Below are 25,364 nucleotides of genomic sequence, written 5' to 3'. Positions count from 1 at the left end.
GTAAATTCGCAGGGCTCTTTCTATAGAAAAATTAGCACTCACCTCTTGACAGTGCTAACAATGTGTGTTATATTACATGTATAACAAATACAAAAGCACCGGAAAACCGGTGTCACATAAATAACCCAAAAAGGAGGAACCATTTATGTTATTAACCAGAAGAAACAACTTATTTGATGAATTTTTCAATGATCCATTTTTTACGGATGCATATCACAACAGACAGTCTCTGATGAAGACAGACATTGAGGATGACGGAACCAGTTATGTGATTGAAATTGAACTTCCGGGATTTAAGAAAGAAGATGTGCGCGCCGAATTAAAAGAAGGTTATTTAACCATTTATGCGGACACCGTTTCCGAAAATGAAGAGAAAGACCAGAAAAACTATATCCGCAGGGAACGCTACAGCGGCTCTGTGAAGAGAAGCTTTTATGTAGGGACCAGCTTAAGGCAGGAAGATATTAAAGCCGCCTTTGAAAATGGCATTCTAAAGCTGGTGGTTCCAAAGGAAGCCCCGAAGCAGATCGAAGAAAACCACTATATCACCATTGAATAAAACTCCTAACTGAGAATCATCCTAATATGGACAAAAAGGGAAGGCCCCTGAAGAAGGACCTTCCCTTTTTGTCTGTACCAGTCTAAGAAGTAATCAGTATTTATACTCTTTAAAAAACGCCGTAGTCACATACGCACCGCTTTTATAGGACTTTTTCTCCATGGCTTTCTCAGCCTCCAGCTTCACATTCATCCACATTTCTTCTGCAGCAATGGTCAGATGAGAAAGCATGATCCCCGTGCCGATCTCCCGCATGGATACAAGAGTCGGTGACGGCAGGAATTCCCTGCAGGAAAATATATAAATTCTGTCATGATAAACGATAAAACGCCAGGGCTGGGTATTCATGGCCGACGGAGCGAGGCGGACAGCCCTTAAAATATTCTTCATGGATTCTCCGGCTTCTTCCTTAAACACGCACAATTCTTTCAAAGGAAGCCGCTTGGCAGTTGCAGGATCACGGTAGAGCAGGGTCTTGGGATAGCCGAAGGCTACTACGATCACCTGTTTCATCCCTGCCGATGCAGGTTCTAATACCTTGGTGCTTCCCAGATAACAGGTCCCCAGCCCCTTTCCTGTCATATACAAAAGTACATGCTCCATGATATATCCTGCATTTACCAGATACCCCTCTTTTTCCTCGGAATAAAAGGTCAGGTAATAGGGAGCTTCCACCTTCCACAGCCCCTTAACAGGCAGGTGGTCATCCAGATTCTCGCTTATCTCCATTTTGAACAGAATTTCCCCATGCAGCCTTGGTATATTTTCCCCAAAATAAAGGATGTCCTTTAACAACTGCTCCGGAACCTGTTCCTTCTTAAATTTTCTGATGGATCTTCTTTTAAATATCATCTGATACAGATTCATACCTGCTCCCCTCTCCTCTATCCAACAATCAGACCTAAATAAGCCGGCTCATTTCCTCCAAAAGTCCGGCAAATACGAACAGCGCATCCTTTACCGGCTCTGCCGTCCCCATGTCAACGCCGCACAGCTTCAAAAGGTCTATGGGAGTCATGGAATTTCCGCCGCTTAAAAATTCATAATAGCCTTTGACCGCACTCTCATCTCCTTTGAGAATCCTGCTGCTGATGGCAATGGCAGCCGAAAACCCTGTGGCGTACTGGTATACATAAAACGGAGTGTAAAAATGCGGAATCCTGGACCATTCATAACCAATTTCCGGATCAACCACCATATCAGGTCCAAAATACTCCTCATTCAGCCGCTGATAGATCCTGCAAAGGACTTCCCCGGTAAGCACTTCGCCTTCCCCTGCGCGGCGGTGGGTCTCCGCTTCAAATTCTGCAAACATAGCCTGCCGGTATAGTGTGCCCCTGAAACTGTCCATAAAATGATTCACAAGATAAGCACGTTCCTTCTTATCTGCTGTAACCTCCAATAAATGACGGATAAGCAGCGCCTCATTGCATGTGGAAGCCACCTCCGCCACAAAGATCTTATATCCGGCATCGATATAGGTCTGGTTTTTATCGGAAAACCAACTGTGGAGGGCATGACCCATCTCATGAGCCAGGGTAAAGACACTGTCCAGTGTTCCATTAAAGTTTAACAGCACATAGGGATGGATTCCGTAAACTCCCCAGGAATAAGCACCGCTCCGCTTTCCCTCATTCTCATATACATCAATCCACCGGTTGTCAAATCCTTCTCTCAAAAGAGATAAATATTCCGCACCCAAAGGTTTAAGGCCTTCCAGCACCATGGCCTTGGCTTCCTCAAAGGTAATTTTTCGTTCTTCCCTTGAAACCATTGGCACGTATAGGTCATACATATGAAGCTCTTCTACTCCAAGAGCTTTTTTTCTGATGGATATATATTGATGGAGATTAGGAAGTCCCTCATGAACTGCCTTTATGAGATTGTCATAAACTTCCTCCGGAATCTCATTCTCTCCAAGGGAATGGGCTCTTGCGGAAGGGTAATTCCTTGCCTTGGCGTAAAAGGCAGCCTGCTTTACATTGGAAGAAAATGTGGATGCCAGGGTATTGATAAACTGTCCGTAAACACTGTACAGGGCTTCAAATGCGGACTTTCTCACGCTCCTGTCCTGCTTTTCCATAAAAGCTATATAATTACCATGGGTAATCCTTACGGGCTGATTCTTCTCATCCTTTATTTCAGGAAATTTCACATCTGCATTGTTAAACATATGAAAGATCTCCGAAGGTCCGGAGGTGGCTTCCATGGACTTTGCCAGCAGCGCTTCCATGGGAGCTGACAGCGTGTGGTCCTTCTTTTTTAAAATAATTTCAAAGGTCCTGTCATATCGCTTAAGCTCAGCCGTGTTTTCCCGGAACTCAGTAAGGTTTTCCTGGGGTATGGCCAGGATTTCAGGTACTAAAAAGGAGGACAGCCCCGCAGCCTTATAGGATAAAGACCTTGCCCTGGAGGATAATTCCTGATACCTTGCATTTCCCGTATCCTCATCGGATTTCTGCCTTCCATAGACGAACAATGTTTCTATGTTCAGGGACATCTCCTCATCAAACCTTAAGCAGGAAAAAAGCATCTCGCCGGAATCGGCCAGATGTCCCTCGTAACGCTTATAACCTGAAAGCGAGCTTTCTGTTTCACGGAACAGATCCTCCCAAGCACTCTCTGACGGCAGAATGTCCGCCAGGTTCCAGGTATCGCAAACCGGTATTTCATCTCTCTTTTTCAAATAGATCCCTCCAACTGTTCACTTGTGTTTATTCTATCACCCATATTTCAAAGAGACAATCAGCAATATGGAAAATATTTTATTGATTTTTGATATTTTTTTATTGTATTATATTATCGGAAGCAAAAACGCTTCCGGTAATCGGATGGGCGGGGCTACAAGGCAGCCCATTTATCTTCACTTGCGTTACAAGTTCAGATATCCGATACTATACGAAAATACCAGGAGTCCAGCCATGAATATCATACGTACCAAAACCCCCAGCGAAACGCAGAAAAACAACCTGCTTCACCTGCAGGAAGCCTGCAGAAAGCATGACCATATTTCTCTTACTTTTCCCTTAGAAGAGGATTGTACTTTTTACTTATTATATGACGAAGACAATCTCTTATCCGCCTTATGCGCTTTTTTTAATGAAAACGGGGAGTATGAAACCTGCGCCTACACTCTTCCGTCAAACAGGCAGAACGGATATTTTACCATGCTACTGGATGAGCTTTTAAAGGAAACGGCCGACAATGATCTGGTCTTTCCTGTGGATGAAACCTGTGAGGATACGGTTCATACTCTGAATGCATTAGGAGCCGATTTCTGGTATCAGGAACACTTAATGGAGCTTTCAGCCTCTGGCTTTATAGAAACCGGCCTGGCAAAAAGCAACCCGCTTTGGGATTCCCCTGCCCTATCCATGGCCTATAATCCCAATGAAGAACACTCTCCATGGACGTTTCTCATGGATGGCAGCCCCATAGGCTCCTGTTATCTGGATTTTCGGGGTGAAACTGCCTATTTTTACGGTTTTGTAATTGCCGAGAACTTACGGAACCAGGGACTGGGAAGCGCCTGTCTTTTTCTGCTCCTGAAAACCTGCTTTTCGCTGTCCGGCCATAAAAGACTGAAGAAGCTGTTTTTACAGGTATCCGGCGAAAACGTGCCTGCCATTGCCTTATACAAAAAGGCAGGCTTTCAGATTACAGAGAGCCTGTCCTATTATTTGTATTAGTCTTTATTTTATATCCCGGACCATACAGTATTGTTTTAAATGAAGATGCTTTTCCACAATGGTGAAAACCTTAAAGCCAAAGTGCTCATAAAACGGTACATTATTCTCATTGTGTGTTTCCAGTGAGATCAGGAGCTGATTCCTGTCTGCATAGTGTATGGCCTCCCTTAACAGTAGGGAGGATAATCCATGATGCTGCATGGCCGGCCGCACTGCCAGGTAAATAATGTGCATCCTTTTTTCCTGTTCAAGTTCATCCGTCCACCTGGAGTTTAAATAATCCCTTCCCTGAAAAAAGTTCCAAAATGTTCTTAAGGTAGGATCCTCCTTAATCAGATAGCCGTCTGTCTTTAAAAGGGCGGCCGCTTCCGCCAGATAATAATGAAAGGAATTATAGGGTTGGGATTCGTCATCCACCACTAGGATCCCGTTAATCTCCGGGCTGTCGGCATATATTTCACAAGTCTCTAAAAATTCCTCCATATCGCATTCAAACAGCTCCGGAAGCAGGCGGCTCCTTGTCTTTCCGTCAGGAATCAGCTTACAGTAAAGGGGATCCCCTTCAAAGCATTCCGTTAACAGTTCCTTTAATCTTTCCACATCTTCTTTTTGTACCCGGTACAATCGACCGCTATCCATAATCTCAAACCTCTTCCATTCCTTAAACTCCGTACATTTTTCATAGCGTACGTCCATTTCTTTTCTCTTTGGTTCAACTAGCTGCTTGTAATTCCCCATTCCTTATTATATAATATTATATATAAAAATTGTACAGCACTTTACTACAGAAAGGGCGGAAAAAAGAGTATGATTGATATTAAAAAGTTCCTTGATCTAAACGCCTTGCAGAAAATTCAGGATCAATTTTCCGAGTCCACCGGCCTGGCCGCCATCGCAGTGGATGCAGAGGGCAATTACATAACAAAACCCAGCAATTTTTCGGATTTCTGCATGAAATACAACAGAGGGAGTGAGGAAGGTCTCCGGCGGTGCCGGAAATGTGATGAGGAAGGAAAAGGAACTTATTTCTGCCATGCAGGGCTCATGGACTTTTCCACCGACATCATCATAAACGGTGAAAAGGTAGGTGCCATTCTGGGAGGACAGGTGCTTCCCAATGAACCTGAGGAAGAGAAGTTCCGTAGCACTGCAAGAGAGATCGGCGTCAGCGAAGATGCTTATGTGGAGGCCTTAAAAAAGGTTCCGGTAAGGTCCGAGCAAATGATCCGGGCTTCCGCCCAGATGCTGGGAAACATCGTAAACCAGCTGGTCAATCTGGAATATATTAAGACAATTACCCAGAAAAGAAACGATGTTCTTGATTTACAGATAAGCAATATCCAAAGAGCCTTAAGCGAAGTTACAGAAAAAACCCGGGATCTGCAAAAGGTCGCTTCTATGGAAAGCATCCTATCCATCAATGCCTCCATCGAAGCTGCAAGAGCTGGAGAAGCCGGTGTCGGCTTTGCTGTAGTTGCCAGAGAGTTTGGAGAAATTTCAAAGAACTCCGGAGCTGTCTACCAAAGGATCCAGGAGCTTGTTAAGGAAATAGAAAATTCTGTCAGGAACCTGACCGAGATCGATTAGGTATAAAAAAGAGAGGAAAGCCGCTTAAAGCACTTTCCTCTCTTTTATCATTGTTTATTCATCCCAGTTATGGTACGTAGCCTGTACGTCATCCTCTGCATCAAGAAGTTCCAGGAGTCGGTTCATCTTCTTTAGGGAATCTTCATCTGTCAGCTCCACCCATGTCTGGGGGATCATAGTAACGCCTGCCTCCACCATGGGAACGCCTGCCGCTTCTAATGCTTCACGGACACTGCTGAATTCCTCCGGTCCGGTAATCACTTCGAAACTGTCCTCTTCCTCCGCAAAATCTTCTGCTCCCGCATCTAAGGAAACCATCATCAGCTCATCAGGATCCATTTCGCATTCTTCCTTATCAATGATGATCTGTCCTTTTTTATCAAACATAAAGGACACACAGCCGGGAGTACCTACATTGCCGCCGCCCTTGGTAAATGCGTTTCTTACATTTGCTGCAGTCCGGTTCTTGTTGTCTGTCAGCGTGTCTACGATGATGGCAACCCCGTTGGGGCCGTATCCTTCGTATGTAATGGTTTCATAATTAACGGAACCTGCATCACCGGCTGCTTTTTTAATGCCGCGTTCTATGGTATCGTTTGGCATATTATTGGCCTTCGCCTTTGCGATAATATCACGGAGTCTACTATTGTTTGCCGGGTCTGGTCCGCCTTCTTTCACCGCTACCGCCAATTCTCTTCCGATGACAGTGAAAATCTTGCCTTTTGCAGCATCATTTCTCTCTTTTTTGTGTTTAATATTTGCGAACTTTGAATGTCCTGACATCGTTCCCAACACTCCTTTTCTTTCTCTTCTTCGTCCTTATAATATCTGAAAAATAAACATCTTTTCTATTTTAGCACTATTTTTTTCATCTTGCAAGAAAAAGTAATGCACAGCCGCCGATTCTCCCCATTATTTACCGGGAAGCTCTGGCAACTGTGCCTGTTTTATCATTTTTCCGGAAAGGATTCCCCACGGGCCTCCATGTTTCTAGATTCCGGATCTTCCTCACTATTTTCTTCCGGCTCTTCTTTCCAGACCCGGATGGTATGAATGATCTTATTCTCCACCCGAAGGATTTTAAAACGGTATCCCAAAACAGATACCTCCGACTCCTCTCCTTCCTGGGGGATCCGGTCCAGCCTGGATATCAACAGGCCGTTGATGGTATCATAGGAATCATAATCTTCCTCGTCAAATTCAATGTTCAAGGCCCTTTCCAATTCTTCCAGAGGCGTCATGCCGCTGACACAAAAGGAACCATCCTCTGAGGGTATAATGTACTCTTCATCCACATCATATTCGTCCATTATATTGCCTACGATCTCTTCCAGAATATCTTCCATGGTCACGATTCCTGCCGTCTGCCCGTATTCATCTACCACGATCACCATATGGATTTTTCTGGACTGCATCTCCTTAAACAGGGTATCAATATTTCTGGTTTCCGGAATAAAATGAGCTTCTCTGAGAAGTCCTTCGATTTCCCAAAGCTGACGGGACGCATTCCGTTTATTTTCCACGGCAATCAAAGCATCCTTCATATGAAGGATCCCCACAATGTCATCTACATCCTTTTTATAAACCGGGTAACGGGAATTAAATCCTTCCTTTAATATGAAATTCACCGCTTCCCGGAGAGTGATCTCTCCGTCCAAAGCCACCAGATTTTTCCGGTGGGTCATAATATCCCCGGCTTCTTTATCATTCAGCTCAAAGATGTTTGTAATCATCTCCGCTTCCCTGGCCTCTAAAACGCCCTGTTCATGGCCTTCATTCACCATGGACATGATATCCTCTTCCGTAACGTTCTCATTATCCGATGCCATATCAATGCCCAGAAGCTTTAAGACGAAAAAGGCCACCACATTGGCCATCCAGGTAAAGGGGATAATAGGGATCATGATGAGGGATACGGCCGGCAGCATACGATACCCCCATCTTTCAGGATTCTTTGCCGCACAGCGTTTTGGAATAATAATGCCAAAGCTGATCAAAAGTACGATCAGTGCAACAGAAACCAACAGCAGGCTGATTAACGAGATCCACTGGCTGGGATAAACCCTTCCTCTGGTCAGGATCACTTCCAGCCTTGCTCCCAGTTCTTCCAAAACAAAAGCCCCTGTTACCATGCCGATTAAATTGGTGGTGATCTGGATAGTATTTACAAACCTGGTGGGCCTGTTCACTATATGTAACAGCTTCCGGGCTTTTTCACTACCCTCTTCCATCTGATGCTCCAGCTCGCCTGTATTCACGTTTTGGATCGCCGCTCCAAACCCATAGAATATTGCATCCAGCACGATAAAAGCAATAAAAATAATCACGCGTATAAGCGGATTGCCATCGTCCATTCTAAAAATCTACTCCTTTTGTTCATTATCATTCGTATTTTTCTTGCAACTATTAAAAAATATATCATTTTCTCTGTAATCCGTCAAGGAAGTTCGTTTCGCTTAAGGCTCACCGGCCAGCGGATCTGCCAACATCAGACTGCACTCAGCCTTTCTGAAGCAAATCACGCTATGGTGAACTATGTATCCAGTTCCAGGCTCACCCTTAACGCACAATCCACTTCCTGTTGAAGTTCGTCATCAATATGACAGATCTTTTCCTTCAGTCTTTGCTTATCAATGGTGCGAAGCTGCTCCAGAAGGATGACCGAGTCCTTGATCATATCGCATTTTTTTGTATCCAGCTCCACATGGGTGGGAAGCTTTGCCTTGTTCATTCTTGAGGTAATTGCCGCACAGATTACCGTAGGGCTGTGCTTGTTACCTATGTCGTTCTGTATAATAAGAACCGGACGGATACCGCCCTGCTCAGAGCCCACGACCGGCCTTAAATCAGCATAATAAATGTCTCCGCGTCTGATTATCACACTCTCACACTCCGTCAATTATTTAAGAAGTCCGATTCGCCTGACAGCTCACCGAACGGCAAATCTGCCTGTTTCATACTTCACAACTCTTTCTTCAAGCAAATTATGCCTAAGTCTAGTATTGACCTTCTTTGACTCGTGTATTCACTTAAGTTTTTCCGCCGCATACCTTATCATATGTTTTGGACACAGAGTATGTTATCAGACCCGGCAAAACCCTTTATAACAATCATTGAAATAATCTTTCGTGCCAATGACACGGCCGTCTTCCAGGTAAATCCGGGGGACCCGTTTGCCAATATCACAGACGATCTCATAATGAAAGCCGCCGCCGGCCATGGCAAGATCTTCTACTGTAATCTCTTCCTTTCCCTGTCTGCCGATTAAAACCACCTCATCCTCTTCCTCTGCCTCATGGATACCTGTCACATCTACCATGAACTGATCCATGCAGACACGGCCTAAGATCCTGGCTCTCTGCCCTCTGATAAGCACCTCCCCTTTACCGGAAAGATTCCTTGGATAACCGTCCCCATATCCTACGGGAACGGTAGCTACCGTCATTTCCCGGTCAGCCGTAAAGGTTCCTCCATAGCTTACTGAGGTACCTGGGCCAATTTTTTTCACATAAGAAATAAAGCTTTTTAATTCCATGGCAGGCCGAAGCTTTACCGTATCCCTGTCAACCTCTCCCGATGGATAAATGCCGTAAATGGATATCCCGGCCCGTACCGCATGAAGATTTGCTCTCTGCAGATCCAGGATTCCTGCGCTGTTGGAACAGTGGAGCATTGGAATAGTGATCCCGCGGTCAGCAAGCATTGCCACGAATTTCTGATACTGTTCCAACTGATGATCCGTGGCTTTCTTGTCTCTTTCATCGGCCTTTGCAAAATGAGTGAACAGCCCCTCCACTTCAATTCCCGGAAGGCCGCATATGGTTGCAGCTTCCTTTGCTGCTTCTTCTGTGACCGGATATCCGATCCGGCTCATACCAGTATCCAGTACCAGATGGATCACTGCCTTTTTTCCTTCCCTTACCGCCAGGCTGGAAAGGCGTTCCGCCCGTTTCAGCTGAAATACGGCGGAGCTGATCCCGTGTTCCACCAAAAGGCCATATCCCTCATAAGGCACCACGCCCAGGACCAGGATAGGCTTTCTGATCCCATGCTTTCTTAAAATCACCCCTTCTTCCACCGTGGCCACTGCATATCCCCATACATAGGGATCAATGGCCCAGGCGACCGGAACTGCTCCATGGCCGTATCCGTCAGACTTCACAACGCCAATCATCCTGGTTCCATCCTTTAGATTTGCCTTCATGGCCTCCATGTTGTGCCTAATGGCATCTAAATCCACTGTTTCATAAACCCTGCTGTATAATTTCATCTCTCTGTTTCCTCTTTCCGGCCCATGCTTTCTGGGCAAAAAAGGCATACCCGGAGGGTATTACCTGTTTTGTCCCTGCCATATTAAATGTATCTCTTCTGCCAACTCCCTGGCCAGAAGACTGTGATCTCCCTGTCTCTCTCTTACCATGTCTCCTGCACGGCCATGAAGCCATACACCGAAAGCTGCCGCATCGGACTCTTCCAGACCTAGCGCCAGCAGTCCGGCTATGATCCCGGTCAGCACGTCTCCTGACCCGGCCTTTGCCATGGCGCTGTTGCCGCTTCCATTGATATAGGTCCTCTGGTCCTTTAAAGCCCCGACGGTTACTGCATCCTTTAACACACAGGTGATGCCGAACCGGTCCGCATATTCCCTGGCAACGGCCACCAGATGTTTCCTGATGGTATCCACAGAGCTTCCTGTAAGTCTTGCCATCTCTCCCAGATGAGGTGTTATAATGATGTTTTCCGTAAAATAGCTGGTAAGCTCCGGGTTTGTGGCAATGATCCCCAGTCCGTCGGCATCCACAATAATGGGAACATAGGCATTTGCAAGAACTTCCTCCACCAGGTTCCTTGCATAGTCTTCCTGGCCAAGGCCCGGTCCCAGAACAATGGCGGTAGCCCACTCGCACTGCTTTACCAGGAGGCTTTTAAATTCCTCAGTCCCCGCTTCTGCCTCTCCGGCATCATAGGTTGTGATTATGGCTTCCGGAAGGCCTGTCTGAAGAATGGTACGGTTTTCTTCCACAGTAAATATTTTTACCAAGCCAGCCCCTGTCCGGTAAGCAGCCAGGGCACTGAAATACGCAGCCCCGCTCATGTTTTTAGACCCGGCGACCACAAGAACTTTTCCAAAGCTACCCTTATTGGAATAGGCCGGACGTTTTGGAAGACGATCTTCATCTCCTGGCTCCAGAGTGAAATATTCAGTTTTAAGACGTTCTAAGCTTATTCCCGGAAAACCGATGTCAGCCACATGCACCTTTCCGCTGTATTCTCTTCCGGGGTACAGCATGGTCCCAAGCTTTTCATAGCCAAAGGTCACCGTTACGTCTGCACTTAAAGCTATGCCCATGATTTGTCCAGTATCGGAATGGATTCCGGAAGGAAGATCCACCGCCACCGTAAACTTTGGCCGGCAGAGAAGGACTGTCTCCATGATTTCCCGGTATCTTCCAAGGATCTCCCGGTCCAGCCCAACACCGAAAAGCGCGTCGATAAGAATTTCACAGGTGCCGGGAATAAAATCAGAAAATTCCATCAGATTGACGCCCGTTTGCTCCGCTATGGAAACCTGGGTAATATATTCCCTGCTCCCCTTTTCCTTTCCAGCCGCCAGTAAGGCAGACACTGTATATCCTTTTATATGCAGTATCCTGGCAACTGCAAGTCCGTCCGCTCCATTATTACCGTTTCCGCATAGGATCCATATCCGGTCCGTCTTTTTCCCATGTTTTACAACCTCTTCCGTAACCGCCAGGGCCGCCCGTTCCATAAGCACCAGAGAGGGAATCCCTATTTTCTCTATGGTGTAGCGGTCCACCTCCTTCATCTGTCCTCCCGTAACCAGAGCTCTCATAATTTCTCCCGCCTTTCCTCAGGATTTCCCACTCATTTAGGGCACATAAGTATCCCCAAAGGGCGCTTCCTGATAAAACCGTTTCATAGAAAAACTACCGGCAGCGAAGAGCGTTCCCTTCGCCTGCCGGCAGGCATATCACCTTTTTTAAAATTGATTGTTCTTTTCTTCCCCGTTCTTATCCTGCATGCTGCAGACCCGGTAAGACAGCCTCATCAGACTTTCCGATAGGTGGACATTTTCCACGACCACATCGTCAGGTACACTTAAATCCGTATGAGCAAAATTCCAGATCGCCTTGATCCCTGCCTTTACAAGGCGATCCGCAATCTCCGGAGCCTTTGTCTTCGGAATGGTCAGAGCCGCAATCTTAACTTCATTGTCCTTTACAAACTGTTCCAAATCATCTACACTGCGGATCTCAATTCCGCGTACCACAAGGCCGATCAGCCGCGGATTGATATCAAACATCCCTTTAATGAGGAACCCACGTTTTTCAAAGTTCGCGTAATTGGCAATAGCCTGTCCCAAATTTCCAGCGCCTATGATAACGATATTATGCTGCCTGTCTATTCCCAGTATCTTCCCGATTTCTGCATATAAGTATTTTACATTATAACCGTAACCTTGTTGGCCAAATCCACCGAAATTATTCAAATCCTGACGGATTTGGGAAGCGGTCACTTTCATGCGGATGCTTAACTCATTGGAGGAAATACGTTCCACTCCATCTTCCATTAACTCGCCCAGATACCGGTAATATCTTGGAAGCCTGGTAATCACTGCTTTGGAAATCTCTTTCTCTGACACTTCTTCACCTTCTTTAACTTAGAATCTAACTAACATTATTATAACTGCATGACAAAATAATGTCAAACGGGTTTTATGATTGTATCCTTGAAAAAAAAGGGCACCTATATTATACTAGTCCTGTTGCCTTACATTCATTCAGGAGGAAAATAAAACATGATTCTGTCATGCAGTAATATAAGCAAAGCATTTGGAAGCAACCAGGTGATCAAACACGCTTCCTTCCATATAGAAGACCACGAAAAAGCGGCCATCGTGGGAATCAACGGCGCCGGAAAATCCACCCTTTTAAAGATCATCATCGGAGAGCTTCCGGCAGATGATGGAGATGTGGTAGTTTCCAAAGGAAAATCCATTGGTTACCTGGCCCAGCACCAGGATTTGTCCGGGAACCGGACCGTTTACCAGGAGGTTCTGGAAATAAAGCGTCCAGTAATGGAAATGGAAGCAAGGATACGCCAGCTTGAACTAGCTATGAAGCACGCATCAGGAGAAGAACTGGATGCCATGCTCACCACCTACAGCCGGCTGAACCACGAATTTGAGCAGTTAAACGGCTACGCCTATCAAAGTGAAGTAACAGGGGTGTTAAAAGGCCTGGGGTTTACAGAAGAAGAATTTCAAAAGCCTGTTTCAGCATTATCCGGAGGCCAAAAGACACGGGTATCCTTAGGCCGTCTTCTTCTTACCAAGCCGGATATCATCCTTCTTGACGAGCCTACCAACCACCTGGATATGGAATCCATTGCCTGGCTGGAAGGATATCTGATTAACTATGACGGCAGCGTCATTATCGTGGCTCATGACCGCTATTTTCTTGACCGGGTGGTCACAAAGATCATTGAACTGGACAACGGTCTTATGAATGTATATCAGGGTAATTACACCGATTACAGCGGCAAGCGGGCCATGATCCGTGATGCCCAGATGAAAGCATATTTAAACCAGCAGCAGGAAATCAGGCATCAGGAAGAAGTCATTGCCAAATTAAAGTCATTTAACCGGGAGAAATCCATCCGGCGGGCGGAAAGCCGGGAAAAGATGCTGGATAAAATTGAAAAACTGGATAAACCAACAGAAATAAACGATGAAATGCGGATCCGGCTGGAGCCAAATATCATAAGCGGAAACGATGTCCTCACTGTCCGGAGTCTGAAAAAGGCCTTCGATCAAAACCTGCTTTTTAAAGACATCAATTTTGATATCAAGCGGGGCGAACGGGTTGCAATCATCGGCGGCAACGGAACAGGAAAAACCACGATACTAAAAATATTAAACGGTATTGTGGAACCGGATACAGGGGAAATTTCCTTAGGCTCCAAGGTACATATCGGCTACTATGACCAGGAGCATCAGGTGCTTCATATGGAAAAGACACTGTTTGATGAGCTGCAGGATACCTATCCTTCCATGAACAACACCCAGATCAGGAATATCCTGGCAGCCTTTTTGTTTACCGGAGATGATGTGTTCAAACGGATAAAGGATTTAAGCGGCGGAGAACGGGGCCGCGTATCTCTGGCAAAGCTGATGCTTTCGGAAGCCAATTTCCTTATACTGGACGAGCCTACCAACCATTTGGATATTACATCAAAAGAAATTCTGGAAGATGCACTGGTCAATTATTCAGGGACCATCCTCTACGTGTCCCATGACCGTTACTTCATTAACAAAACAGCAACCAGGATCCTGGATCTGACCAATCAGACCCTGGTCAATTATATCGGAAACTACGACTATTATCTGGAAAAGAAAGAGGTCATGACGAATTTATACGCTGCCCCGCTTTCTGCAAAGAATGATTCCCAGGAAGATACTTCCGATACCAAGCTGGACTGGAAGGCACAGAAGGAAGAGCAGGCCCGCCTTCGGAAACGCCAGAATGATTTAAAGAAAACAGAGGATGAGATCCACCATTTAGAAATCAGGGATGGGGAAATAGATGAAGCCCTGGGAAAAGAAGAAATTTTTACCGATGTCTCAAAGCTGATGGAACTAAACAAGGAGAAAGAAGCTATCCGGCAGCGTTTGGATGAGCTGTATGAGCTTTGGGAAGAGCTTGCGGAATAAAGGAACAAAAATGGAAAGCAGTGAATGCGCTGCTTTCCATTTTCTTACTCCCTTTTATCGTGATACAGAATCCTTTTTAAAATCTCCGTCACCTGAGGTGCCGATTCTTCCATCTCTGCCCTGTCAGAGGAATTTCCAACGTAGGCTGCTACCAGCTTTCCAAAATAAAACTTCATATCATCAGAAAAATAATCAGGGATGTAAACAAATTCCTCCACAGAATCCCTGCCCATAAGGAGATCTGTGGCATCCTGGCTGGAACTGCTGTAGAGGCCGGAGACATAACCGATATATTCTCCAAAAGCTGCTGTCAAATCTTCCGGCTGGCATATTTTTATTTTTTTATAATTGATATCCAGCTTATGGCATACGTAATAAATGCCGCTTTCTGTCATTGGAGCAGAGAGATACTGTTTTCCCGGATAATAGATAATCTCCCAGCCCTGATCCGTAAATTTCTTGATCCAATCCCTGGGAATGTTCTTAGAGGCCTCCGTAAAAGCATCCTTTGCCTCAGAAGATACGGATGATGAAGTTTTCTTACCATCAAGAGTGATATCGAATTCTTTGTTTCGCTGGCCATTTTCGTCCATATAGAAAAGACCGACAAACTGATTGGCTGCCAACTGTCCATTGTCAAAGAAATAGTACCGTTTTCCTGAGATATTCTTATAACCGGAGGCCGCCATCTCCCCTTTTATGGAAAACCAGTACCAGTTTTTCCTGTCATCCTGATACCAGCCCTTCTGAGCCGTACCGTCTTCTTTATAATAATGCCACTTCTCTTCCTCATCGTTGTAACACCATCCAAGCATTTGCTCCCCAGACTCAGAAAAGCAGTAGTTCATCCCGCCGATCCTGGTCCAGTCCGAAGCCATAAATCCGTTATATTGAAAGTAATACCAATATCCATCAATCTCTTCCCAGCAGTTTTTCTTAAATTCTCCCGCGGCATTGACATATTTCCAGCCATCAGGTTCTTCAAGCCACTGCCAGTCCGACACTGCCGCCTGCTGGGTTCCGCTTACTTCCGGCTGCTGGGCTCCGCTTACTTCCGGCTGCTGGGCTCCGCTTACTTCCGGCTGCTGGGCTCCGCTTACTTTCGGCTGCTTCTCCTCCGCAGCCATGGAAGTCATCATGCTTCCAATACTGAGAAGGATACATGCCGCCGCTATCCATTGTTTCCTCAAGAGTTCTGCACTCCTTCCGGTCTTCCGTTTTTTATAACTAAAATCTTACTATATTTCATAAGAAAAGTACAGGTTTCAAATTGAAAGATTTTATAAACAATAGAAAGCTCTTCTTTTAATTTCTCCTATGATAAGCTATAATAGGAGAAATTAAACTTGTTCAGAAAGCGAGGTGATTCCTGTGAAATGGAAACGTCTCCTGGCTTTGGCCGGACTTTTCATCATTCTTGCCATGTACGTCATTGCCCTTATATCCGCCTTTTCTCACAGCCCGGAATCAAAAAACTGGCTCATGGCCGCCATTATTTCATCAGCGGTTATCCCGGTCCTTCTTTATGCCGCTCAGTTGGTTGCCCGGGTGCTTAAAACAAGCAAATCAGATTCAGATCGTATTTGATATATTGAATTCAATATATCTCTTACATTTTTGTGCCCAACCGGCTCACATTAAAAACGGAGAACGGAAAAAAGCTGACGCTTTTTCCCGTTCTCCATTTTTATAATGCTCCGTCAGATTATCTGCGGTAAATAATCTCGTCTCTTCCCGGTCCATTGGAAACCATGGTAATTGGCGTTTCCAGCTCTTTCTCAATAAATTCAATATAATTTCTGCAGTTTTCCGGAAGGTCCCCGTAGTTCTTAATTCCCCTGATCTCACATTTCCAGCCAGGAAGGGTGGTATATACCGGTTTCGCCCGGTTAAGCTCTACGGTTGTGGGGAAATCCTTAGTCACCTTTCCGTCGATTTCATAGCCCACACAGATACGAAGCTCATCCAGATAACCCAGCACGTCAAGAACAGTAAGTGCGACTTCCGTAGAACCCTGGATCCGGCATCCGTACCTGGATGCAACCGCGTCAAACCACCCCATACGTCTTGGTCTTCCTGTGGTTGCACCGTATTCGCCGCCGTCGCCGCCCCGGCGTCTCAGCTCGTCAGCTTCCTCTCCGAATATCTCGCTGACAAAAGCTCCTGCTCCTACTGCGCTGGAATAGGCTTTAACCACGGTGGTGATATTCTTAATCTCATAGGGCGGAATGCCTGCGCCGATGGCGCCATAAGCCGCAAGAGTAGAGGAAGAGGTTACCATGGGATAAATTCCATGGTCTGGATCCTTTAACGATCCAAGCTGGCCTTCCAAAAGAATGTTCTTGCCGGCTTTTATGGCTTCATGAAGATATTTGGATACATCACATACATAAGGCTTCACCATTTCCCGGTATTCCAGCAGGGTTTTAAATAACTCTTCTGGATCAATGGCCGGTTTGTGATAAAGGTGCTCCATTAAAACATTCTTTGTTTCACAAACCCGTTCCACCTTTTCCTTTAAGGATTCTTCATTAAAAAGCTCGCTGACCTGGAATCCGATCTTCGCATATTTATCGGAATAAAATGGTGCAATCCCTGATTTTGTGGAGCCAAAGGACTTTTTGCCAAGGCGCTCCTCTTCATACTGGTCAAACAAAATGTGATACGGCATCAGGATCTGAGCCCGGTCGGAAACCAGGATTTCAGGTTTGGGAACGCCCTTGCTTACCAGATCCTGGATTTCTTTTACCAGAAACGGGATATTTAATGCCACGCCATTGCCGATGACGCTGGTGGTATGATGATAGAATACGCCAGACGGCAGAAGGTGAAGGGCGAATTTGCCATAATTGTTGATGATGGTGTGTCCTGCATTGCTGCCTCCCTGGTAACGGATGATAATATCCGATTCCTTTGCCAGCATATCCGTAATCTTGCCTTTGCCTTCGTCGCCCCAGTTAGCTCCTACGATTGCTCTTACCATTTGATTGTTCCTCCTTCGAGTGAAAAAATGCCTTTTACTTACCTATGATAACTCAGGAAAACTCATAAGTAAAATCAATATTATTTATATTTTACATAATTTCAGCTTATATCACTAGTCATTAACTGCAAAAGGCGCTTCCCGGCAGGAGAAACGGTTGTCTTACTGTCTGTGACTATGGTAAAATGACGCTTCGGCATTTCATCACGGAACTTTAACTCCACTAGATTCTCCTTTTCCAGCTCCATCTGTGCAAATCCCGACATAACACATCCGATTCCCAGATTCCGCATGGCAAACTGAACGATCATGTCACTGGTGGAAAGTTCAAACTCCGGCTCTACCGTTATGCCCCGGCCAGACAGATATTCATCCATAAATGTCCTGGTACTGGTATTTTTTTCAAGGAAAATACAGGGCAGTTCTTTTAAAATTTCATAATCCAGTTCCTGATCTTTTAAATAGCGGAAATTATCTCCAGCCACAAACACATTCTTAATTTCTTTTACATCAATGCGCATGACCTCACTTTTTGCTTCAAAGGGAGTGCTGACCACCCCAAAATCAATCTTTCCCTCATACAAATACCGGAGAGTCTCAGGCGTAGGCCCGTTGGAAACGCTTACCTTGATGCCTGGATACAGCTCATGGAATTTCTCCAGATAAGGCAGTAGATAAAACTGAAGGGTCATATCACTGGCCCCGATCCGCACCTCTCCTGTCTCTAAATCCTTCAGCCTTTTTAACATACTTTCCCCGTGCCAGATACTTTCTAAACCGGATTTCACATATCCGTAAAAAAATTCCCCCTCCCGTGTCAGACGGACGCCTTTGGAAGTCCGCAGAAAAAGCTGGCTGTCCAGAGCTTTCTCCAACTGCCTTACCGCCTGGCTCACCGCCGGCTGGGAGATGCACAGCTTTTCCGCTGCCAATGTTATGCTTTCAAGCTGGGCCACATAATAAAACACCTTATAGTATTCCAAATTACTGCTCATGAATTCCTCCTGCTATGGAAAATCAAGAAAAACACAGGCAGACTTCTTAATATTTCTGACGTCTGCCTGTAAACCCTTTATACGTGAATTTCTGCTTTCATTCCAAGTATGTCCCTGTTTTCCTTCAGAAGGGGCTTTACAATCTCTTCCAGATAAGCGGTTACCTGCGCCGGGGCACAGCCGACATATCTTTTGGGATCCATGCTCTTTTTTAAATCCTCCAGGGAAAGATTAAAGGAAGAATCTGCAGCAATCAGCTCCAGCAAGTTGTTATCAAGGCCGTTGACCTTCACATTCCGTCCTGCTTCCATGGAAAGCTCCCTGATCCGTTCATGAAGCTCCTGCCTGTCTCCTCCGGCCTTTACTGCATCCATCATGATATTTTCCGTAGCCATGAAGGGAAGCTCAGCCATCATGTGCTTCTCAATGACTTTTGGATATACCACAAGCCCATCCACCACATTTAAATAAAGGTCTAAAATTCCATCCACAGCCAGAAAGCCTTCCGGAATGCTTAAACGTTTATTGGCAGAATCGTCAAGAGTTCTCTCAAACCACTGGGTGGAGGAAACCAGCATGGGGTTCATCACATCTGCCATGACATAATTGGAAAGAGAGGCCATTCGCTCACTTCTCATGGGATTGCGCTTATAAGCCATGGCAGAAGAACCGATCTGACTCTTTTCAAATGGCTCTTCCACTTCTTTTAAATGCTGAAGGAGGCGGATATCATTGGAAAATTTATGGGCACTTTGTGCAATACCTGCCAGAACATTCACCACACGGCTGTCCACCTTCCTGGAGTAGGTCTGGCCGGAAACCGGATAGCAGCCGGAAAATCCCAGCTTTTCCGCAATCATGTCATCCGCCCTTCTCACCTTGTCCATGTTTCCGTCAAACAATTCCAGAAAGCTGGCCTGAGTCCCTGTAGTCCCCTTGGAACCAAGAAGGCGGATGGAGCCGAGAATATAATCCAGGTCCTCCAGATCCATGGTCAGATCGTGAAGCCAGAGAGCAGCTCTTTTCCCAACTGTCGTTGGCTGAGCCGGCTGGAAGTGGGTAAAGGCCAGGGTAGGCAGATCCTTATATTTCTCAGCAAACCGTGCCAGCTCATCAATGACATTTAAAAGCTTTCTGCGGACCAGCTTCAAGGCTTCTGTCATTATAATAATATCCGTATTATCGCCCACATAGCAGGATGTGGCTCCCAGATGGATGATCCCCTTGGCCTTTGGACACTGGATGCCATATGCATATACATGAGACATAACATCATGACGTACTTCTTTTTCCCTCTGTGTCGCCACATCGTAATTGATATCATCCTGATGGGCCTTTAATTCATCTATCTGCTCTGAACTGATGGGAAGTCCAAGCTCCTTTTCCACTTCCGCCAGGGCAACCCACAGCCTTCTCCATGTCTTGAATTTTCTGTCCGGGGAAAAGATGGACTGCATCTCCTTGCCTGCATAGCGCTCAGACAGCGGGCTTTGGTATCTATCTGTCATGGTTGTTAAATTCCTCCTTGGGTTAATTATAATTTATGATAACATATTTTTTATTTCATGGGAAGAGGAACCGGGGACCTCCTGGCTGGATAACCCAGCCGGACCGGCGGTCCCCGGTTCTAATCATTCATGTTCCTACTCACTGTGTTCTCCCCTGATATCCTCCTTGGGAGGCTCTATGGGATAATTACCGCTAAAACAGGCATTGCAGATCGGAAGTCCTTCCGCCATTTCATTCAGCCGTTCAAGCTTTAAATAAGACAGGGAATCCGCTCCCAGAACCTTCCGGATCTCCTCAATGGTCCTGTTATGTGCGATCAGCTGTTCTTCGTTTGGTATGTCAGTTCCAAAATAGCAGGGATGAAGAAACGGAGGGGAACTGATCCTTACATGAACCTCCTTTGCTCCTGCCTCCCGAAGCATATTAACGATGAGGGCGCTGGTGGTTCCCCTTACTATGGAGTCATCGATCATGATAACACGCCTCCCCATTACGGCTTCCCTCAGCACATTCAGCTTAATCCTTACGGAGGATTCCCGGTTGCTCTGTTTTGGCTTGATAAATGTCCTGCCTACATAAGAATTCTTTACAAATGCAGTCCCATAAGGAATCCCGGACTGAAGGGAATAACCCAGGGCTGCGGCATTCCCCGACTCAGGAACCCCCACGACCAAGTCCGCTTCCACCGGGGAATCCAAGGCAAGGGCACGGCCTGCCCACACCCTGGAATGATAGACACTGACACCGTCAAATACACTGTCCGGTCTTGCAAAATAAATATATTCAAAAATACATCTGGCTTCCTTTGACTTATCTTCAGGGCAGAGGCTTGTATCAGAAACGATTCCTTCCTTTGTTATGGTCACGATTTCCCCAGGACGGACATCCCTGACAAACTCTGCGCCTATGGTATCAAGAGCGCAGCTTTCCGATACCAGGATATAGGCATTATCACGCTTTCCAATGCACAGCGGCTTAAATCCATAAGGATCTCTGACCCCGATCATTTTACGGGGACTCATAATGACAAGGGAATAAGCCCCCTGGATCTTTTTCATGGCATTTGCAACTGCAGCCTCAACCGTGGCAGCCTTCACCCTCTCCCGGGCAATGTGATAGGCAATCACCTCTGAATCAATGGTTGTCTGGAAAATGGCACCGTTATATTCAAGCTCACGTCTTAACTCCGGCGCATTGACCAGATTACCGTTATGGGCCATAGCCAGAGTTCCTTTTAAATAATTGAGCACAAGAGGCTGGGCATTTTCCCGTGTGCTGCTGCCTGCAGTAGAATAACGAACATGGCCTACGCCGATATTGCCCCGGAGGTTTTCTAAAATTTCCGGGGTAAAGACCTCGTTGCATAATCCCATCCCCTTATGGGCGTTTACCTTTCCCTTGGGACCTTCCGTTTCGCTGACAGCAATTCCGCAGCTTTCCTGGCCTCTGTGCTGCAATGCAAACAGTCCATAATAAATGGTGGAAGAAACGTCGCAACCATCAAAATCATACATTCCGAATACGCCGCATTCCTCATGCAACTCTTCCTCTAAATTGAAATCCCATTCGTTATTCATCTGATATCTTTCCTCTTTCCAGCCCATGCTATTTAAGTATAAAGGTACACCCGTTGGTTGTTCCTCTCTATGCTGCTTACCGGATGCCCAGGCGGCGGAATACTTCCTCATATGCGTCTTCCACACCGCCCAAATCCCTGCGGAAACGGTCCTTATCCAGCTTTTCGTGGGTATCCTTATCCCACAGCCTGCATGTATCCGGGGAGATCTCATCAGCCAGAATAACCTGATTATGGTAACGGCCGAATTCTATCTTAAAATCGATTAAATCAATATTTAAACGATCGAAATATTCTTTAAGCACTTCATTTACTTTAAAGGCATATTCCGTGATTTTATCGATCTCATCCTGAGTCGCCAGCTCCAGGGCCAGGGCATAATAGCTGTTAATGAACGGATCACCCAAATCGTCGTTTTTATAACTGAATTCAAGTGTGGGGCAGGCGAATTTTATGCCTTCTTCCATACCCATCTTTTTAGCAAAGCTTCCTGCGGAATAGTTTCTGATGATTACCTCAAGAGGAATGATCTCCACTTTCTTCACCACAGTCTCACGGTCATTTAACTCTTCCACCAGGTGGGTGGGAACGCCTTTGGCTTCCAGCTTCTTGAAGATAAAGTTTGTCATCCGGTTGTTGACCGCGCCTTTACCCACAATCGTGCCTTTTTTAAGACCATTAAATGCGGTTGCATCATCTTTGTATGAAACGATCAATACATCGGGGTCTTCTGTCGTATAAACCTTTTTCGCTTTTCCCTCATACAGCAGTTCTTTTTTCTCCACGGTATCCACCTGTCCTTTTCTGAATTAATTTATAAGTTTTTCAAATAAAACTATGGTGTTTCAGTAGAAATTATAATACAGTAAAAATGGGATTGCAACTGGTTTTATTATTATAAATACTTATGACCATCATGGGATTTTATTTCTCAATCAGGTCCCTGAAGAATCACCCGCTCCACCTTCTGCCAGAGTTTCAACGTGCCGTCCTTCCAGTCAACGGATAGTCCCCGCTCCCTGGTTTCTCCGGTTTTTCTGGCCCAGAAAGCTTCCGCCGTCACTTCCTTCTCTTCCTTTGTTTCATAACCGAAAAACAGAAATCCGTTTTCATTATCTCCAATCATACCTCCATACAGCAAAGTAAGTGCCGTACCTTCCAAAGCAAGAAGAAGCAGCAGGCTTTTTCTTAAGCGCAGGATCCGGCTCTCTTCGTGGGGAATAAACCGCTTAAGGTTTCTCCAGGTTTTTTTTCTTTTCTTATTATACCGCTGATATTTAAAATAATCAAATTTCCCTTTCATATTTGTTCTGCCTCCCTGCCAAGCAGGCCCTTACTAAATTAAAATGTTCTGGATATCCGGCCGGAATATAGGTTTTTGATAAAAATAAAAATAGAAATGATTGAAAATACAGCAAGACTTGATAATTTTATTATAACTTATAATTAAAAAAGCTTCAAGCATGGAATTCCTGCCTGAAGCTTTTTCATATTTTTTTTATTATGGAGCCTTTGTGACTTCAGTGGTTGGCTGGCCATTGCTTTCCCCTGTTATTTTGTCTACTCCTTTTTCTACATCGTTAACAGCACCATTAACCACTCCGGTGCTTTCATTCGCACCAGTTGTAGAAGCTCCGGCACCTGTTGTATCAGCAGCGCTGGTAGTATCAGTCTTTGTTGTTGCTGCTGTAGTCTGGGTAGTAGCTGCTGTTGTACCTGCTGAAGTTCCATCGTTATTCTTGGTGGTACCGCAGGCTGACAGACACATGACTGTCATAATGACAATCAGTGCGATTGCAAATGGTTTTATTCTCTTCATAATACATTCTCCTTTCATTTTCTACGATTAGTATGTGTAAAGGCCGAATGAATTATGGTGGGAAATTTTGGAATTTTTAAGAATCTATTACATCTTTCATGGTATAGAATCCCGGGGCTTTTCCTGCCAGGAACTTTGCTGCGGAGACAGCGCCTTTTGCAAAAATCGCTTTGGAATAGGCAGTATGATGGAAGGTGACGATCTCATCCGTTCCTGCAAAAATCACATCATGTTCTCCGACGATGGTTCCTCCCCGGACGGACTGGATCCCGATCTCTTTTTTGTCTCTGGCCTTTCTGACCTGACTTCTGTCGTATACATAATGAAACTCCTGATCCATAGCTTCATTGATGGAATCTGCCAGGGCAAGGGCAGTTCCGCTGGGGGCATCCAGTTTCTTATTGTGATGCTTTTCCAATATTTCAATGTCAAATCCTGCTGCCGCAAGAATCTGGGCTGCGTCTTTTACCAGCTTCATAAGCAGGTTGACTCCAAGAGACATGTTGGCTGACTTAAGTACTGCTACATGATTTGCAGCCTCTTCCAGCTTTTTCATCTGCTCCTCAGAAAGCCCTGTGGTACATACTACCACCGGTATTTCTTTCCTGACGCTGTAATCAAGAAGACCATCCACCGCTTTGGAGGAAGTAAAATCAACGATCACATCTGCTTCTATGTTACAAGACTCAAGAGACGGAAATACCGGATATGGATTCTGACCGGTATCATGGGGATCGATTCCCGCAACAATGACTATATTCTTTTCCTCTGCTGCAATCCCGGTCACCACTTGTCCCATGGCCCCGTTACAGCCGTGCATTATCATCCTAATCATGTTTCCTCTTTCCTGCCCAGGCTTTTTGGGCATAAAGGGATACCCCCAGGGTGTTTCCTCTTTCCTGCCCAGGTTTTTTTGGCATAAAGGGATACCCGAAGGGTGTTTCCTCATTTTGTATCATTTACCGGTCACAGAATTCCATACGCAATCATGGCTTGTTTTAATCGTTCCTGATTCTTAGGTTCCATCTCAGTAAGAGGCAGACGCATAGGGCCAGCACCTTTCCCCATTAAATTTAAGGCTGCCTTTACCGGAATGGGATTTACTTCGCAGAATAAGGCATTGATAAGAGGTATTGCAGCCAGCTGCAGTGCGGCGCTCCGCTTCACATCTCCAGCAAAATAAGCCTCACAGATTTCGTGAGTCTGAGCCGGTGCAATGTTGGAGAGAACAGAAATAACCCCTTTCCCTCCCAAAGAAAGCATGGGGACGATCTGGTCATCATTGCCGGAATACAGATCCACCCGGCCGTCCGTAAGATTCATTAAATCCGCTATCGCAGAAAAATTGCCGCTTGCCTCTTTTACTCCCACAATGTTGGGGACATTTAGGCACAAATCCGCTATGGTCTCGGCAGTAATATTAACTCCGGTCCTCGCTGGAATATTATATAGAAGAATAGGAATCTTTACTTCACCGGCAACTGCCTTAAAATGAGCCTTCAGCCCGTTCTGAGTTGCTTTATTATAGTAAGGAGAAACGAGGAGAAGCCCGTCCGCGCCGTTCCTTTGAGCTTCCTTAGACAGGTAAACAGCCGTATCCGTGCAATTGGAGCCGGTTCCTGCAATGACAGGAATTCTTTTTCTCGTCACATCACACACGAATTTAATCGCCTCTAAGTGCTCCTCATGAGTCATGGTGGACGCTTCGCCTGTTGTACCGCATACAATGATAGAATCTGTTCCTAATGCGATCTGCTCTTCTGTCAGCTCTTCCAGTTTTTCATAGTTAACTTCCCCGTTTTCCTTAAATGGTGTAACAAGGGCTACACCTGCCCCTTCAAAAATTGCCATAATATCATCCTCCTGATTCTTTTTCGTCATACATAGTAAACTTTCATCCGGCCCGATGTCTT

Annotated in this window: 24 protein-coding genes; 5 read left to right on the top strand and 19 right to left on the bottom strand. The window is 45.6% G+C overall.

Annotated elements, in window-relative coordinates; all coding sequences use genetic code 11:
- Positions 1-145: 145 nt before the first annotated feature.
- Positions 146-559, top strand: a complete 414-nt coding sequence (locus CLOSA_RS08090; RefSeq protein ID WP_013272284.1) for an Hsp20/alpha crystallin family protein — start codon at positions 146-148, stop codon at positions 557-559.
- A 93-nt stretch (positions 560-652) separates the two neighbouring features.
- On the opposite strand, the gene CLOSA_RS08085 is transcribed toward CLOSA_RS08090, so the two are convergent.
- Both CLOSA_RS08085 and pepF read right to left on the bottom strand, forming a co-directional pair.
- Positions 653-1,426, bottom strand: a complete 774-nt coding sequence (locus CLOSA_RS08085) for a nitroreductase family protein (protein ID WP_013272283.1) — start codon at positions 1,424-1,426, stop codon at positions 653-655.
- Positions 1,427-1,460: 34 nt separating this feature from the next.
- Entirely contained in the window at positions 1,461-3,245 is a 1,785-nt protein-coding gene (gene pepF / locus CLOSA_RS08080; RefSeq protein WP_013272282.1) for an oligoendopeptidase F, read from the bottom strand.
- A gap of 235 nt (positions 3,246-3,480) precedes the next feature.
- Between pepF and CLOSA_RS08075 the strand changes: the two genes are divergently transcribed.
- Complete coding sequence (locus tag CLOSA_RS08075; protein ID WP_013272281.1) at positions 3,481-4,248, top strand: GNAT family N-acetyltransferase; 768 nt, start codon at positions 3,481-3,483, stop codon at positions 4,246-4,248.
- Between the two features lie 3 nt (positions 4,249-4,251).
- Here CLOSA_RS08075 and CLOSA_RS08070 read toward each other — a convergent pair whose 3' ends face one another.
- On the bottom strand, positions 4,252-4,887 hold the full coding sequence (locus CLOSA_RS08070; protein WP_013272280.1) for a GNAT family N-acetyltransferase: 636 nt from the start codon (positions 4,885-4,887) through the stop codon (positions 4,252-4,254).
- A gap of 168 nt (positions 4,888-5,055) precedes the next feature.
- Here CLOSA_RS08070 and CLOSA_RS08065 point away from each other — a divergent pair, with 168 nt between their 5' ends.
- On the top strand, positions 5,056-5,835 hold the full coding sequence (locus CLOSA_RS08065; protein WP_013272279.1) for a PocR ligand-binding domain-containing protein: 780 nt from the start codon (positions 5,056-5,058) through the stop codon (positions 5,833-5,835).
- 54 nt (positions 5,836-5,889) lie between these two features.
- Here the strand turns inward: CLOSA_RS08065 and CLOSA_RS08060 are convergent, their stop codons facing one another.
- The 6 genes from CLOSA_RS08060 to CLOSA_RS08035 all read right to left on the bottom strand — a co-directional run bounded on the left by CLOSA_RS08060 (position 5,890) and on the right by CLOSA_RS08035 (position 12,499).
- A complete protein-coding gene (locus tag CLOSA_RS08060; RefSeq protein WP_013272278.1) occupies positions 5,890-6,618 on the bottom strand; it encodes a YebC/PmpR family DNA-binding transcriptional regulator in 729 nt (242 codons plus the stop codon).
- A gap of 167 nt (positions 6,619-6,785) precedes the next feature.
- Positions 6,786-8,189, bottom strand: a complete 1,404-nt coding sequence (locus CLOSA_RS08055) for a hemolysin family protein (protein WP_013272277.1) — start codon at positions 8,187-8,189, stop codon at positions 6,786-6,788.
- A gap of 179 nt (positions 8,190-8,368) precedes the next feature.
- A complete protein-coding gene (locus tag CLOSA_RS08050) occupies positions 8,369-8,716 on the bottom strand; it encodes a type II toxin-antitoxin system PemK/MazF family toxin (protein ID WP_013272276.1) in 348 nt (115 codons plus the stop codon).
- Positions 8,717-8,917: 201 nt separating this feature from the next.
- On the bottom strand, positions 8,918-10,105 hold the full coding sequence (alr, locus tag CLOSA_RS08045) for an alanine racemase (protein WP_013272275.1): 1,188 nt from the start codon (positions 10,103-10,105) through the stop codon (positions 8,918-8,920).
- A 60-nt stretch (positions 10,106-10,165) separates the two neighbouring features.
- The gene (locus CLOSA_RS08040) at positions 10,166-11,689 is read right to left on the bottom strand and encodes a bifunctional ADP-dependent NAD(P)H-hydrate dehydratase/NAD(P)H-hydrate epimerase (protein ID WP_013272274.1); all 1,524 of its coding nucleotides are present in this window, start codon (positions 11,687-11,689) and stop codon (positions 10,166-10,168) included.
- 147 nt (positions 11,690-11,836) lie between these two features.
- Entirely contained in the window at positions 11,837-12,499 is a 663-nt protein-coding gene (locus CLOSA_RS08035; protein WP_013272273.1) for a redox-sensing transcriptional repressor Rex, read from the bottom strand.
- Positions 12,500-12,655: 156 nt separating this feature from the next.
- On the opposite strand from CLOSA_RS08035, the gene CLOSA_RS08030 reads away from it, so the two are divergent.
- Entirely contained in the window at positions 12,656-14,569 is a 1,914-nt protein-coding gene (locus CLOSA_RS08030; protein WP_013272272.1) for an ABC-F family ATP-binding cassette domain-containing protein, read from the top strand.
- A 44-nt stretch (positions 14,570-14,613) separates the two neighbouring features.
- On the opposite strand, the gene CLOSA_RS08025 is transcribed toward CLOSA_RS08030, so the two are convergent.
- Positions 14,614-15,759, bottom strand: a complete 1,146-nt coding sequence (locus CLOSA_RS08025; protein ID WP_013272271.1) for an N-acetylmuramoyl-L-alanine amidase family protein — start codon at positions 15,757-15,759, stop codon at positions 14,614-14,616.
- 181 nt (positions 15,760-15,940) lie between these two features.
- Here CLOSA_RS08025 and CLOSA_RS08020 point away from each other — a divergent pair, with 181 nt between their 5' ends.
- A complete protein-coding gene (locus CLOSA_RS08020) occupies positions 15,941-16,156 on the top strand; it encodes a hypothetical protein (protein WP_013272270.1) in 216 nt (71 codons plus the stop codon).
- Positions 16,157-16,274: 118 nt separating this feature from the next.
- On the opposite strand, the gene CLOSA_RS08015 is transcribed toward CLOSA_RS08020, so the two are convergent.
- From CLOSA_RS08015 to dapA, 9 genes are all read right to left on the bottom strand, one after another.
- On the bottom strand, positions 16,275-17,552 hold the full coding sequence (locus CLOSA_RS08015) for an adenylosuccinate synthase (protein WP_013272269.1): 1,278 nt from the start codon (positions 17,550-17,552) through the stop codon (positions 16,275-16,277).
- Positions 17,553-17,653: 101 nt separating this feature from the next.
- Positions 17,654-18,547 carry a LysR family transcriptional regulator gene (locus CLOSA_RS08010; RefSeq protein WP_013272268.1) on the bottom strand — a complete coding sequence of 298 codons (894 nt, stop codon included), beginning with the start codon at positions 18,545-18,547 and terminating at the stop codon, positions 17,654-17,656.
- A 77-nt stretch (positions 18,548-18,624) separates the two neighbouring features.
- Positions 18,625-20,055: an adenylosuccinate lyase gene (gene purB / locus CLOSA_RS08005; RefSeq protein ID WP_013272267.1), complete on the bottom strand. Its 1,431-nt coding sequence runs from the start codon at positions 20,053-20,055 to the stop codon at positions 18,625-18,627.
- A gap of 135 nt (positions 20,056-20,190) precedes the next feature.
- Positions 20,191-21,633: an amidophosphoribosyltransferase gene (purF, locus tag CLOSA_RS08000; protein ID WP_013272266.1), complete on the bottom strand. Its 1,443-nt coding sequence runs from the start codon at positions 21,631-21,633 to the stop codon at positions 20,191-20,193.
- A gap of 76 nt (positions 21,634-21,709) precedes the next feature.
- Positions 21,710-22,417: a phosphoribosylaminoimidazolesuccinocarboxamide synthase gene (gene purC, locus CLOSA_RS07995; RefSeq protein WP_013272265.1), complete on the bottom strand. Its 708-nt coding sequence runs from the start codon at positions 22,415-22,417 to the stop codon at positions 21,710-21,712.
- 146 nt (positions 22,418-22,563) lie between these two features.
- Positions 22,564-22,935, bottom strand: coding sequence for a hypothetical protein (locus CLOSA_RS07990; protein WP_013272264.1), 372 nt, complete (start codon positions 22,933-22,935; stop codon positions 22,564-22,566).
- A 198-nt stretch (positions 22,936-23,133) separates the two neighbouring features.
- Positions 23,134-23,451 carry a hypothetical protein gene (locus CLOSA_RS07985; RefSeq protein WP_013272263.1) on the bottom strand — a complete coding sequence of 106 codons (318 nt, stop codon included), beginning with the start codon at positions 23,449-23,451 and terminating at the stop codon, positions 23,134-23,136.
- A gap of 76 nt (positions 23,452-23,527) precedes the next feature.
- Positions 23,528-24,286: a 4-hydroxy-tetrahydrodipicolinate reductase gene (gene dapB / locus CLOSA_RS07980; protein WP_041708566.1), complete on the bottom strand. Its 759-nt coding sequence runs from the start codon at positions 24,284-24,286 to the stop codon at positions 23,528-23,530.
- A gap of 131 nt (positions 24,287-24,417) precedes the next feature.
- Positions 24,418-25,302 (bottom strand): 4-hydroxy-tetrahydrodipicolinate synthase, encoded by an 885-nt coding sequence (gene dapA / locus CLOSA_RS07975; RefSeq protein WP_013272261.1) that lies wholly within the window; start codon positions 25,300-25,302, stop codon positions 24,418-24,420.
- Positions 25,303-25,364: the final 62 nt, after the last annotated feature.

Source organism: [Clostridium] saccharolyticum WM1 (assembly GCF_000144625.1).
Lineage (GTDB): Bacteria > Bacillota > Clostridia > Lachnospirales > Lachnospiraceae > Lacrimispora > Lacrimispora saccharolytica.
The sequence above is the reverse complement of the archived record's forward strand: the minus strand, read 5'-3'. Positions and strand labels throughout refer to the sequence as shown.